At 37.5% G+C, this 14,093-nt stretch carries 9 protein-coding genes; all 9 read right to left on the bottom strand.

Annotation, left to right across the window (positions count from 1 at the left end):
• Window positions 1-415 precede the first annotated feature (415 nt).
• The 9 genes from AC1M9E_RS04605 to AC1M9E_RS04565 all read right to left on the bottom strand — a co-directional run bounded on the left by AC1M9E_RS04605 (window position 416) and on the right by AC1M9E_RS04565 (window position 14,023).
• The gene (locus AC1M9E_RS04605) at window positions 416-3,127 is read right to left on the bottom strand and encodes a TnsA endonuclease N-terminal domain-containing protein (RefSeq protein WP_488225073.1); all 2,712 of its coding nucleotides are present in this window, start codon (window positions 3,125-3,127) and stop codon (window positions 416-418) included.
• Window positions 3,120-5,072: a site-specific DNA-methyltransferase gene (locus AC1M9E_RS04600; RefSeq protein ID WP_488225072.1), complete on the bottom strand. Its 1,953-nt coding sequence runs from the start codon at window positions 5,070-5,072 to the stop codon at window positions 3,120-3,122. The genes AC1M9E_RS04605 and AC1M9E_RS04600 overlap by 8 nt, the downstream gene beginning before the upstream one ends.
• Window positions 5,073-7,952, bottom strand: coding sequence for an ATP-dependent helicase (locus AC1M9E_RS04595; protein WP_488225071.1), 2,880 nt, complete (start codon window positions 7,950-7,952; stop codon window positions 5,073-5,075). It lies immediately after the preceding gene.
• A gap of 103 nt (window positions 7,953-8,055) precedes the next feature.
• Window positions 8,056-9,897 (bottom strand): DUF262 domain-containing protein, encoded by a 1,842-nt coding sequence (locus tag AC1M9E_RS04590; protein WP_488225070.1) that lies wholly within the window; start codon window positions 9,895-9,897, stop codon window positions 8,056-8,058.
• A gap of 122 nt (window positions 9,898-10,019) precedes the next feature.
• The gene (locus AC1M9E_RS04585; protein WP_488225196.1) at window positions 10,020-11,021 is read right to left on the bottom strand and encodes an HNH endonuclease domain-containing protein; all 1,002 of its coding nucleotides are present in this window, start codon (window positions 11,019-11,021) and stop codon (window positions 10,020-10,022) included.
• 97 nt (window positions 11,022-11,118) lie between these two features.
• Window positions 11,119-12,414 carry a Y-family DNA polymerase gene (locus AC1M9E_RS04580; RefSeq protein WP_488225069.1) on the bottom strand — a complete coding sequence of 432 codons (1,296 nt, stop codon included), beginning with the start codon at window positions 12,412-12,414 and terminating at the stop codon, window positions 11,119-11,121.
• A complete protein-coding gene (locus AC1M9E_RS04575) occupies window positions 12,411-12,989 on the bottom strand; it encodes a LexA family protein (protein WP_488225068.1) in 579 nt (192 codons plus the stop codon). The genes AC1M9E_RS04580 and AC1M9E_RS04575 overlap by 4 nt, the downstream gene beginning before the upstream one ends.
• Window positions 12,990-13,134: 145 nt before the next feature.
• Window positions 13,135-13,719 carry a class I SAM-dependent methyltransferase gene (locus AC1M9E_RS04570; protein WP_488225067.1) on the bottom strand — a complete coding sequence of 195 codons (585 nt, stop codon included), beginning with the start codon at window positions 13,717-13,719 and terminating at the stop codon, window positions 13,135-13,137.
• 73 nt (window positions 13,720-13,792) lie between these two features.
• Window positions 13,793-14,023 carry a helix-turn-helix transcriptional regulator gene (locus tag AC1M9E_RS04565; protein WP_071321306.1) on the bottom strand — a complete coding sequence of 77 codons (231 nt, stop codon included), beginning with the start codon at window positions 14,021-14,023 and terminating at the stop codon, window positions 13,793-13,795.
• Window positions 14,024-14,093: the final 70 nt, after the last annotated feature.

The following is a 14,093-nucleotide window of genomic DNA, read 5'->3' as shown; positions in this document are numbered from 1 at the left end:
TTAATTTAGCTTCGTTGCACCATTTTTAGAGAGTATGACACTTATCGAAAATTCAATTACAATTAATTCCTCACCCTAAGTCTCTGTTACTTGAACAACGCACATCGACTGCTGCGAATCTGTTAGATGCATAGTGTAATTCTTCAGTACTTATATGGGGAGTTATTAGAACAGCTATATCAAATATATAATTTATTGTTTTTGATATTTTTTAATTTAGATTTTAAAAATTTACAGCTTCAATTAATTTTTTAATCGGAATTTTATTATTTTACAATGTAGTTAGCTTAGAGGTGGTGACAGTTTAACTCAGCTATTAAATCCTTTAATCTCAAGCATTATTTCAATTTTTATTTACCCTGATTTACCCATATAAAATAAAAGAGACCGTGGCATTTGCCACGGCCTCTTTTATTTAACTAAGAAGATTCCCGGCTTTTTCCGCCACATTCCCTCCAGCAATCAAATGCTGATAAAGATGAGCATCGGCATCTGTCCCTTTGATCATTCGATATTCAATATCACTCATACTCGCGTATTCTTTTGCAGCTTTAGCTTTTGCTAAAACGGTTGGATCTTCATACTGATGATCACCTTTAACTTCTACAATGATGTATTGGCCATTTTTCAATTGCACAAGAAAATCAGGGTAGTAGTTTCTTAAGGCATACGAGTCTGGATCAATATATTGGAAATAGAACTCAGTTTTCGACTTATCTGTAAACATACCTGTAAAGTAGATTTTCTCTACATCTTCATCCTTTAATAAATCCCAGAACAATGCATATTCAGGATTTGAATCAAAGGTATAAGTATCGAGATTGAAGCTTTTATCTCTCCATTCCTCTTGGGTAGTTGAGTAGCGTGATGTTCCCCCCTTACCTTCAGCAATTTCATAGAATGATAAGCCACCAACTGCAGGAGGTATGATTAACTGAACTTCTTTTTCAATCGTTTCTTTTTCAATTTCTTGATCGTAAATCGCTTTGAAAAGTCTCGGAATAACTACATCGTAAAGCAATTCATTAAACTCATTCACACAGTCTAGGATTTGCTGAAGGCCCTCTTTAGTCTGTTCAAGCATGGTTTCGATTCGAATAGGGCTCAAGTTGAGATAACGAGATATCTCAGCAACTAACGTCAAAGCTGAATATTCACCTTTCGTCTTCTCACTCGTCCGATCTGTCGTCTTACTATATTGAGCAGAATTAAAGTCTCTAGCTTCAAGATTTGTCGTAGTCACTTGGATGATTTTATAGTCTTTGGTTAGCTCATTCCAAGCATCAGCATTCGATGGATCAAGTTCTAGTGCTGTGCCTTTTACAAATTCTTTCTCTTTTAACTTGATGGTTTGCTTAACATGCTTCAATTTAATTTTGACATCTTCACGAACCTGAACATTGAGCATATTTCTGGTCGGGGGTTGATTGTCATTAAAATCTGAAGCCGTCATTCTAAAGTTAGCCTGAAGCTCAGCATCAAGGATGTCATAGTTCTCTTTGCTTAAGTAAATCGAACCCGTGTATTGTTGTTTGCCAATAGAACGTAAACAACGCATCGTTGCTTGAAGTACAAAAACTTTAGACTTTGGCGAGCGATACATTGCTACGCCAAACAAAGAGCGACAGTTCCATCCTTCTCGGCCTTTATTCACCAATAAAATGAATTGCTTATCTGCTCCTTCCGTACCTGCAACATCGAGATTATTGAAGTTACGGATATCATCCGACTTGGTAATTTTGTCATCACCAACGTTAACCAAAATCTTATCCGTAGAGATCCCATGAGCAGCTAACTGACGTTCTAACTCAGGCTTCAACTCTTCTGTAAGTTCTTCAACTGTTGATGCAAAGAAAGCAAGCTTCGGTAATAATCCTTCTGGCTTGATATCTTTTGTCGCATCTAAGAAATCTTTAACAGCGATCTTTACAAACTCTTCTGTACGTGTCGTTGTATAAGAGTGTACTGCTGGGCTTTTTAGATAATGTTCCTGAATCGCATTTTTTAAATTAAATGCATAGACCACTTCAGGAAGGACATCCTTACCTACATATGGTGTTCCCGTATAATTGAAACATGCAACAACCCGAGTGCCAGCTTCATTCAAATTCTTAGCAAGCTCATCGATCGTTCGACGTAAACTATTATCCGTCTTTGTCGTACCACCCATCATATCCTTTTTCAAAGCTTGGCCAAAAGAGTGATGTGCTTCATCTACGAAAATACCGAGCTGAGGCAGACGTGATAACTTCTCAAAACGTTGGTTTGTCTTTAGATCATCTTCATTGGCTGGCAGACCTAGATCACCATAAAGCTCTGCGAACTCGCCGTAATTAGGTTGGCTATTTTCAAATAATTGCTGTGTCGCCGTCTTTTCAGCATGTTGACGCTTCAAAATAATTTTTTGTGTATTTGATACGATCAAGTTGAACCTAGAGCCATCCAAAGTATTAAGTGATGTCCCAGCCTCATCTAAAAAAGTAATATTTAGGTTAGCTTCAAAAATACCCACATATTCTTTGGGAACTACTTTAGATTTGTCGAAAAATTCAATCTCTCGAAGAGACTGTAATACGGTTTTATCAGGTGCAAAGATCAAAGCGTTATGACAGTATTTTTCATCCTTTGGCCATTTATTTGCCAATAGGAATTCATAGAAAATACACGTCGCCATGAGTAAGGTCTTACCCGTACCCATGGTCAATGCAAAGATATAGTTAGGATAACTTCGACTGTTATCCTTCATTTTCTTTAAAACAGCTTGATAATTTTTAAGCTCGATGACATCACCCAGCAATAGATTGCCTTGCAATGAATCATCTTCGCCAAATCCAGTGGCTCTTCTGTTTTCAAATTGATTTTTTGAGTCGTACCAATCCTCAAAAATCTTCTCAACTTTGGCATTATTTAGAAACTCTTTTAGAAAGATATAAGTTTCCAAAGCCTCAAATTGAGGTCTTCGCAAAAATGCATCAGGACGATTACTCGGATCATTGTAATCAAGAAATTTTTTACTCAAATCACGGTAATTTTTTTTGATCGCGCCCTTATTTTCAGCATAGAAAGCCCATAAATAATTAAAGAAAGCAAAGTCTAGTGCCGCCGAAGAGTTAGGTTTTTTAGCCATTCGCTAACTCCTCATCTGTTAAATTACGCTCTAATGACTCAGAAAGGAGATCTGTGATCTTAATACGAATCGTGCCAGCATCTTTAGGGATTGTATAAGTACCTTGGACAAGTTCATTTCTAGCTGGAATGTCTGTTAATGCTGGTTGGAATACCGCACCATCATAGTTCCAATCAATCATGATACTTTCGACCATTTCACGCCAATCAGATACGGTATCTTTGGTTTGTGAAAGTTTTTGTAGTAAGTTCATTGGATAGAATTTATCTACCACTAACTGGTCATTTTCAACTTTGAACAGTGCTTCGGAGTCACGTTTAAATTGTAGATCTGAACGGTCACGTAAGATATCAACCACTTGAATATCAAGTTTATAATTAATTGATTGTTCCACAAATGCAGCTAAATCAGGCTCATGCCCCATACAGATTAAAGTCATTTTTTCAACGGGCTGATTTGGCTTTTCTTCTTTACGTTTTTCAAATGCTTTATAGTCTACGTTATGAATTAAATCATCAACATCACCTTTAGTTGCAATATGGTTCACTGGCATAAGTTTGACCATTCGGCCATCTTTTTCACCGTCATAAATGCTGTTAGGAATTGGCTGAATATCTAAAGCTTGAATAAGCAGTTCTTTTGCTTGAACAGGGTTTCTGAATACGTCGTAATGGTTAACGTTGTAGACTTCAAAACCAGTGTAGAGTGCTTGCTCATCACCTAACTCAGGTTGAGTATTTTTGAGTTCCTCAGCAACTTTAATCAAACGCTTAGTTGTAGTTTGAATCGCACCTAAGTTAATGTCAGCACCAATAAACTTACGACCAAGTTTCATTGCAACGGCTTGAGTTGTTCCTGAACCCATAAAGCAATCGAAGACGATATCATTAGGATTTGTACATGCCTTGATAATTCGCTCTAACAATTTTTCAGGTTTCTGTGTTGGGTAGCCCACCCGTTCTGCAGATTGTGAATTTAACAATGAAATATCATTCCAAAAGTTTCCAATAGGTTTCCCTTTATCATCTTCTGGTCTAAGTTTTCGGAATGGTCTGTTATTAGAAGTCCAACCCAAATTACCTTTACGATCTAGCTCTTCAAGTTTTTCACGTGATAATCTCCAACCAGAGATCCCAGGAGTATATCCTTTATATTCATATACTAGATTTGGTCTAGCCCCCATTGAAGCCGAACACTCAATAGGACCATCGTAAAAAGGACCTATATCATCTGCACGATGATATTTTTCTTGCATTTCGTCTTCCGTCAAAGGAATGCGTATATCATCAGAATTAAAAGCATAATCATCGGTTTTAGATACAAAGTGAATCGTATCTGTAAACACATCAAATTTATTACTTATATGTTGAGAACCCTTTGGATTTGTTGATCTTACCCAAATAATCTCATTTCTATAATTTTGACTACCAAAAATCTCTTCTAATATTGCTCTAATATGGAAGTTTTTTCTCCAATCACAATGAACAAATAAAACACCTTTGTTACTAAGCAATTCTCTTAACAAACAGATCCTTTCAAAAATAAATTGAAGGTAATCATCATTTGCCCATATATCTGTATATTGTTTTTCTTCAAATGCTGTCTGATCATTTTCTGCTGTTCCAGCTCTTAAACTCACTTTTTTCTTATAGTCTGCTTTAGAATCAAAAGGTGGATCAATATAAATCAAATCAACTTTGCCACGAAACTCACGTAGCAAATGTGACATGACCTGAAGGTTATCACCCCAAAAAATCTTATTGAGCCAACCATTAACGGCTTCACCATGTTGTTCTTTTAATTGTGCTGGGTAATAGCGAGTCGAATTAAAAGGGCGCTTCCCTTTCCAATTCAACATCGGATAGCCTTTAATTGGCTCAACCTTAAATACACCCTCTTGAGGGTTTTCTTCAGGCAAATCTAAAGTATTATTTTCAGTCGTCATTTAAAGACTTTCCTTCACAAAATTCCAATTTTTACGATCGCAGTAAAAACGCATGTCACAGTTGGGGCAAAGCTTATCAGGTCTACACGTCATCCCATAATCTTTAGCTTCAATTCTAGATACTACTTGATCAAACTGTTTCACCGTTCTTTCAATCTGCTCTGTTTTTTTATCAAAGCTGACATACGGAGAGCCCTCTGATTCACCCGTGTAGTACAAGTGCATACGGCTTACCGTCTGCCCTGTCTTCTCTTCTAACAAGTGTGCATAGAGCTGAAGCTGACGTTGATACGTTTCCAATCTAGATTTCTCTTTCTCTAAATCAGGCTTACGCTCAGATTTAAAATCAATAATCTCAACTGTGCCATCTTCGCCACGAATTAAATCAATACTACCCTTCAAGATGTATTGATCTTTCACCAAGGAAATCTCAACTTCAGCTTCCTGCAATCGATGTAAATGCTGTTTCTCACGATCGTAGTAGTTAAGCACATGCTTCTCAATGGCCTTGATGGTACTAGGCGCCAAGAACTGTCGCTCTTTCTTAGACAAATATATATAGTTGGTGTTCAACCAACTTTGAATCTGCTCGTGAGTCACAAGATGACTTTCGTTACGCAATACTGCCTTATGAATGTCTTCAATCGTTTGATGCACCAACGTACCAAAGATCTGAGCACCCGCTCGAACAGGATGAAACTCAAGTTCTTTAAAGAATCGATATTGTTCAGGACATGCTTCGAATAAGAGAATATGTGAAGTAAAAGCGTACTCACGCTTCAAATTCATCTCTTTGACTTGAGAAAACTCAATTTGAGATAAATCAAGTCCCGGATGTCTCCAGTTCACTAGGCCATCGACAATCGGCTTAAAGTATTTGGATGGTGAAGCCCCATGACCCGTTTTAATTTCTGCAGATAAGACCAGTAAGTTTTGTGCGCGTGAAAATGCTGTGTAATACAAACGCCAAAAATCAAAGCTCTTAATTAAGTCGAATGGCTCATAGGGTGGTTTATTAAAATAATTATTCTCTAGAATCTCATCGAGTTGGCTATGACTCTTGCGAGGTACACCTTCCAAACTACAAGTGATTACCACTGGATATTCCAACCCCTTAGATTGGTGAATCGTCAGGAAAGATACACAGCCAGTTGGTGCATATTCAGAGTCATCTTCATACTCACCAATACCACCCTCTTTCAGGAATCGGAAGTATTGGTTAAATAAGTCTGTTAAGTTTTTATCGATAAACTCTTTTGAAATGACTGTTACATAGTGCAAATGTTCAAACTTGGCGAGTAGTGATGAAAATTTAGATAAGTTACGTGCTGCTCGGCCTTTATCTAAACCATTTAATGCTTCATCTGAGAAATAACGACTGAATAGTGGGAACTGCAACGCTTGATAAAATAATGCAGTGAAACCATAGTCTGTATTCTCAACCAACTGGTGATGTGTTCTTGCTCGCTCTACTGCCCATTTAAACAAGTCTTGGTTTTCAGTTTTTTGAAGTTCTTCTTTAATTAACGGAATACATTGCTGATCGTAGTAGTCCCAGATGGTCAATTTAAGATTTTCAGTCCACTTACAGATCTCAAAATATTTAGGGAATAAGAAAATAAAGAGACCAATGACCAATTTAATCTCTTCACGATCAAAGAACTGATTCGATCGTGGGGAATAAACAGGAATACCTTTTTCTTCTAAATAATTAGCAAGACCTACTGCACGTTCACTTTGAACAGAGCGGAATAAGAATGCCACTTGGTTCCAATCGGTCAAACCATCATTTTTTAAAGAGAGTAAAAACTGATAATTTTCTTCATACCACTCTTCACGGCCTGCTGCTGTGACTTTCAAAACAGAAGGAACATTTGGAAACTCATCATCTCGAGCGCGAATATTTTTGTCATAACGGAAGCGATTAGCACCTGATCCCCATTCAAGCCTTTGCATCCATTGACCAAAGAAATTCACAATATCAGGATGGGAACGATAGTTCGTTGTGAGCTGAATCTGCTTACAAGTATTTGAATCAAAATTTTTAGGAAACTCTAAAATATTTCGAATAGTCGCACCACGAAAACGATAGAGACCTTGGTCATCATCACCGACCACACAAAGGTTCTGAGCTTCCCCCATGAGTAATTTTAGAATACGCTCTTGAATCGTATTCGTATCTTGATATTCATCGACCATGAGATACTTTAATTTTTCTTGAAGTTCAGCCAATACGTGAGGCTGATTTTCTAAAAGTTTTAGGGTCTCATATTGAATGGTTGAAAAATCTAAGGCATTATTTTCTTCAAGTAACTCATGATATTTCTTCAAGCAATGACCAAGTACAGAAACTTCAATATCAGATGCTTCTATTAACTCTTCAGACGTAAGTGCTTCTTCAGTCACCTTATTTAAAAGTGAGAGAAGTTGGCTAGCCTTATTCCACCTAGACTGTTCCTCTTTAACTAAAAGATAGAAATCCTCTATCTCCGCAAAGTCTTTCATCTTTTTATAGATTAGAAATTGCTGATCAAATTGATCATACAAAGCAAAGCTTCGCTTAAGACGAGTAAACTGCTGATTTTCTTCTAAGACTCTTAAGCAAATTGAGTGAAATGTACCTAAATACATTTCATTCAAATTCAGGTCAATTTTTAACTCAAGCAGACGATTTGAAATACGTGTCGTTAACTCTCTCGCAGCTTTTTCAGTAAAGGTTACAACCAAAATCGATTCAGGCTGAACACCTTTAACTTGAATCAACTTCACAATACGTTCAACGAGGGTAAATGTCTTACCTGAGCCGGGGCCTGCAATAATGAGTACTGGCCCATCTAAGGTATTTAGAGCTTCTTGTTGAGCCTTATTGATATTCGACATCTTCCCCTCTTCTTCAAGAAAATTGGTAATTTTTATATTTAATAGATGGTGAAGTCCATATAGATGGACTTCACCATCAAATCACTTATTACAAATGATCACTTCATACATCTTCATGCTCTGTAACCATACCTTGTAACTCATCTTCTTCAATGCTATCAATTGATTGATAATATTTTTCAGGATTCCAAGTTTCTTTAATAAAGGCTACAAGATCTTTTTGGCGGCTCTTAATCGAATCAATTGTCCAATAATAAATGTCATCTCCTTTTAAAGCGTACTTCGTTAACTCTCCTTGGCTAAGGAAGGTAGAATGAGTACTTAATGCATCTAATTTATCAGAAAAATCATAGTCGCCTTTTGATGAATTTGCTGAGATGGAATCAATCACTAAATTCCCGATTCGATGAGTCGCAACTTCATAGAAGTGTTTCTGCTCGCCTTCATCCCACTCAACTACCGCATTACTGATAGGGTTATTTCTAGCAGCAATATGCTCCAAACTTAGTTTTGAAGCATTGTCTTTAGGCTTTAAATAGTGCTTCCACGACAAATGCTCAACTTTCCGACCTATCTGAGAGCGTAAATAATTTTCATAACGCCAAAGAATATAAGTCGCATCAATTCTGTTTTGATTATAGAAAGTAGGGCTTTCAATACTATTAGTAAACCTATTTTCCATACCCCACCATGATGACATCGAAAATAGTAAATCTTGTAACTCTTTATAATTACCTTTGAAATCTCTCGCACTTGCATAAAGTGTGGATAAGCCTGCATCTGAACGAATTCCGCTCAACGCATAACCTCTTACTGCAAATACCTCCATTAAACGCATCACTAAGCAAAATTGCTTTTTATTCGCTGTCTTGTCTAAAACAAATGTTTTGATCACAAGTGGCCAAAATACTGCCATCTTCTTGACCATGAGTAGATGCGTAAATTCAGTATAGGTATCAAGACTATCGAAAAGCTTAGTGAATACTTTATAAGTCTCTTCTAGATTTGATACAAATTCTAAAACCCAATTTTGAATTGAGTCAGGCTCCATTCTTTGGATAATCTTTTTGATCAGATCCTTAGGATGACGCCATTCGTCTGCTTGCCAACTTAAGTAGCTAACAGCATGGTAAGACAAAATAGAGTCTTCATTTGGAATTAGTTTATTTTCTAACTGTCTTTCAATATAACGATAAATATTTGAAAAATGAGTTTGCACAATCGCTAGGCTATCATTCGGATTTTTGGCATGCAGATAAATTAAGTGCATTAGATAACTTTTTAAAGCTTCTAAATCTGTAAGCCTTTTGCCTCGATCATTTTGCAATTCGAAGATAAGTGTCGCATCAGCCGAATCTTGCACTGAATACACCATCACTTTTGCATTAATGAGAACCTTTAATAATTTAACCCATTCATCTGGCTTCACTTCATTACTGAAAAAATCATAGGCTTCTTTCAAGCGCTTTGAGGAAGGCGATGCTTCAGTGGTATTCCCCTTTGTAGTTTTCAAAATTGCTGATCTAAAGAAAGCATTATCTTCGTGAATAGTATTAAATTTATGTACTTCCTCATCATCATCGAATATAAAATTTCTATATAAGGATTTCAGTTTTATCGTTGGATCATCGATCTTTTCTTTATTGTTTTCTAAAAAGTATAAGGCTGCTGCAATAAATATGACTGAAGTCGTTAAACGTTGCTGCCCATCCACAACATGAATATTTTTATCGTTGTTAAGAGGATCAACTTGATGAAGTAATAATGTACCAAGAAAATAACTTTTGTCTTGATTTCGATCCGTCGCAAAAGCTTGTTGCCTTAAATCATCTAAATATGTCGGGAGTTGCTTATCTTTTTCCCAAGCGTAGGCACGCTGATATTGAGGAATACTAAAAATTGAGATTTTAAAAATATTTTGTAAAGTATGGATTGTATTTTCCATTCAGATTTTACTCTTTTAAATAGGGCTATAATTTCAAGCTATCATGTTGATAAAAATAAATTTATCTAGTTATGATAAACGATTAATTTACCACGAATTCTAATTTCTCACTCTTAGATTTTTTATCCGTTCCACAGTAAATAATTATTTTCTATCCCCTGAGCATAAGCCCACTCCGCTACCTTATGCGAGCGCTCTTTATCTGTTAAAAATCCAAGTACAGAAATCCGATCTATAATAATCAAATCCTGTTCTTCATTCCGCTCCCGCCACTTATGCAAAAACTCATCTGATGCAAGTAGATTACTTTTCTTAGAATTACAACTGGAATCCGTCAACACAAAGTTATGCCCTGTGTCCGATGGGTACATCGACCAAGGGATAAAGTGATCGACTGCATAATTACCTTTTCGCATCGGCTTATTACAGTAGAAGCATTTACAGTCTTGTAGCTCAACCAAAACATTTGCTACAGCATTTAACTGACTTCGACTCGACTCAAACATGAATTGCTCAAGGTTAGGTAATTGATTCAAGATGGGTGCATTGGTGCTGTTCTTACGGATATAGTCGATCCAACGCTTCTGACAAAGCTCTTCAATGATCTCGCTGAATTGACGTAGGTAGTACATGACTTGAGGCATAAGAATGAGTTGCTTTCCACAGTAATCAAGCTGATATAAAAACTCAAAATTTTGACCATTGATATTTTGCAAGTAACGCACTGGCATGTCTTTGACAGTTCTTTCCACATCCTTTACTAGCTTCAACCATACCTGTGAATCTTGTCTTAACAGCCCAAGAGATGAGTAACTCTGCCGAAGTTCAATAATCCGCTTTACAATCGCTGCTTGCTTACCATTATTCTGATTTAAGATCAGTTGCCCTTCATCATTAAACACATACGGCACCGCTTGCTTCCAATACAGCTCAATAAATTTCTCAGCAATATCCGTATATTCAAGTGACAAGCTCCCACCTGTATCCTCACCTTTCTCAATCGCCAATCGGCTCAGGCTAATCAGTAATGCAAACTTGTAGGTACTGCTAAAACTACCTGATTGTAAAATTAGCTGAATATTTTTAAGGAACTTAAGTTGTTCTTGTGCACTCGGCACATCCATTCTCATTACTATTCACAACCCTGTATGATTCTTAATTCATGCTTTTTTGATTAGGCTACATCATTTGTTTAGTGACATCGAACTGATTAATAAAAAATTAATGATTAATTTTAAGCATCCCTTCCCAACTAAAGTAATTACGACTGAGACTTTCTCGCTTACCTGACCATTTACGGTTGGGCAGATAACAGCTTCCAACAGCGATTTTGGTCTTACCAAATCGTTGTTGAATCTGTTCATAGGTTTGCATCAGATTTTCATTGTTTTGGATACGCTCATGATCGGCAAATAAGGCAGGAATATAATGCTGCTTATCCAACATATCAGTCAAAATGACACCACATTTTTTATAAATGACCTCTTGTTTATAGACACGTTCTAAGAGTTGAAGTGCTGTACGTACAAGCATGGTGACACTATCCGTTGGCTCATCAAGGTCGATGGAAACACTCTTGCCATAATACGGCACATGTCGATCAAACGGATTAGACTGTACAAAGACAATGACGGTACCACAAAGTGCTTTTTCAGCTCTGAGTCTTTTCACAGCATCTTGTACATACTTGGCTAAAGCTTCTTTTAGATCATCGAGTGCTGTAATTTTTTCACCAAAAGATCGACTTGCGACAATTTGTTTACGTGGCTTTGGTGCATGCTCAAGCTCCATACAGGATTGCCCTTGCAGTTCCATCACGGTACGTTGCATCACCACTGAAAAAGCTTTTCCTAAACGATGTGGATTGCACTGTACCAAATCTAAAACCGTGTTGATCCCATATTGTTTGAGTTTTTGACTGTGCTTCCGTCCGACTCCCCAGACTTCGCTGACATCGATTAAACCCCAAAAGTAATCTCGATGTTTAGGATCCATCTCTACAAGATTACATACCCCATTAAATCGTTTAGCTTTTTTTGCCATATAGTTGGCAAGTTTAGCTTCCGTTTTGCTGCGACCAATCCCGACACAGACAGGCAAACCAATCCATTTTAGAATACGTGCTCGCATGTCTTGTGCATAGGTGTTTAAATCATAGTGCTGAGCATAAGCAGTGAGCTTCAGAAAAGACTCATCGATTGAATAAATTTCCTGTTCATCTGGCGCAACGTATTGCCCTAAGATGCGATGAAAGCGATGTGACATTTCTGCATAGAGGGCATAGTTACTTGACAGTACTTCGACCTTGTGCTGTTCCACAATGTCTTTGATCTGGAATAGAGGTACACCCATTTTGATGCCCAAGTCTTTGGCTTCTTGCGAACGTGCGACAGCACAACCATCGTTATTTGATAATACAATCACAGGACGATGGTTTAATTTAGGATTAAATAACCGCTCACATGAGACATAGCAATTATTGACATCAACGAGCGCATAGATTTCTTGTTGGCTCATTTAAAGTTCTTAATCAGTTTAGTGACCACGCCCCAAATTTCGAATTGTTGTCCTTCTAAGGGATGGATATCAGAATAGTCCTCATTCTCTGCTTTCAACCAACAACCCAGTGCATCCATAATCAGACGCTTTACCGTAAACTCGTTATCGACGAGAGCAATGACAATATCTCGATGTTTGGCTTCAATACTACGATCGACAATCAGCTCATCATTAATATCAATCCCGACATTCAGCATCGATTGTGAGTTCACACGAACAATAAAGGTCGCTGTTTCATTTTTAATTAAGTGTTCGTTTAAATCGAGTTTTTTATCAATATAGTCTTGTGCCGGTGATGGAAAACCTGCTTGGACACGCTCGGTTGCAAGTGGGATTTCAACATGAGTGACAGGATCAAGCTGACGAATATGTTGAATTTCATGCGCTAAGGGTTTGGCTTTTAAAAGTGCTTTAATATCAGGAATGCGTGCTTCAGGCACTCGAATGACTTTGGTCACTTGATCAGGCTTGGGTTTACGCCCTGCACCTTCTCGACGTCCACCATGCTGTTTTGGCTTATCTACGATTGACATCTGCTCCCCATTAAATTTTGAAAATTGTAACAATATTCAAGAATTCTATGCTGAACGATAAGGATGATTCAATAGCCCTTCTAACGACGCGGATATTAAGCCTTGTGTGATAAGGCGTATACAATTAAATTCCCGATGAATGGTATTAAGCTCTCTTTTTCCAAAGGAGATTCAACCATTTTTCTTGCCTATTAGGTCGCTGATCTATTGTGATCCACTGATTAATTTGTTGAACATCATCAAACTGCTCTCGTAAAGCCTCCGCTTGTTCTTCGTTTAAATCAGTAAATGCTCGACCTTCCTTTTCTCGATCACTATCACCATATTTAAATGACATGTACAACACACCATTGGGTTTTAATGCATTTACCAGCTTCCCTACAACCTCACCCAAGCGATCACGCTCACAATGCAATAATGATGCACATGCCCAAACTCCATCATAAACTTCATGCTCATCAATCTCATAAAAGCTCTGCAACTTCACTTGAACACCCGTAAGTAAGGTTGCTCTTTCCACAAGCTCTACTGAGTAATCTATTGCATCGACTTTATAACCCTTATTTTTAAAAGCCAAAGTGTCACGCCCAGATCCACAACCAATATCAAAGATGTAAGCGCACTCAGGCAACTCAGCTAAAAAAGGCTGATACAAGCTTTCCATATCTACGTTTAATGTCGCTTGTGTAAATTCATCCGCATATTGGTTATAATAATCTATTGTTTTCATATTTAAGGCTTAGGCTAAAGACTGACCTCAGTCTACTAAAAAACAAAAAAATAAGGGAGCGAAAGCCCCCTGCTTATTCTCGACTTGCCAACTTACTTTCAATCCATTGATGGATCTCGTAAGCTGACCAACCGATACGGTTTTGGGTAATTTTGACTTTCTTTGGAAAAGTCGGATCGTAGTAGGGTGAATTCTCATCCATCATTTCATAGATGGTGGAACGTCCTACCCCAACTAGCTCTACGACCTGCTTGATACTAATCAGTTGGTTCATTTGGAATGTTTGTCCTACAAATGTACTCATGGTGTTTACTCCGATCTCATGATGTCGAGCAACTCGCTCATGAGATACGGCAATCCCGTAAGGATTTACC

This window comes from Acinetobacter sp. 24-47-47, assembly GCF_057737035.1.
This window is presented reverse-complemented; position numbering and strand designations above follow the sequence as displayed.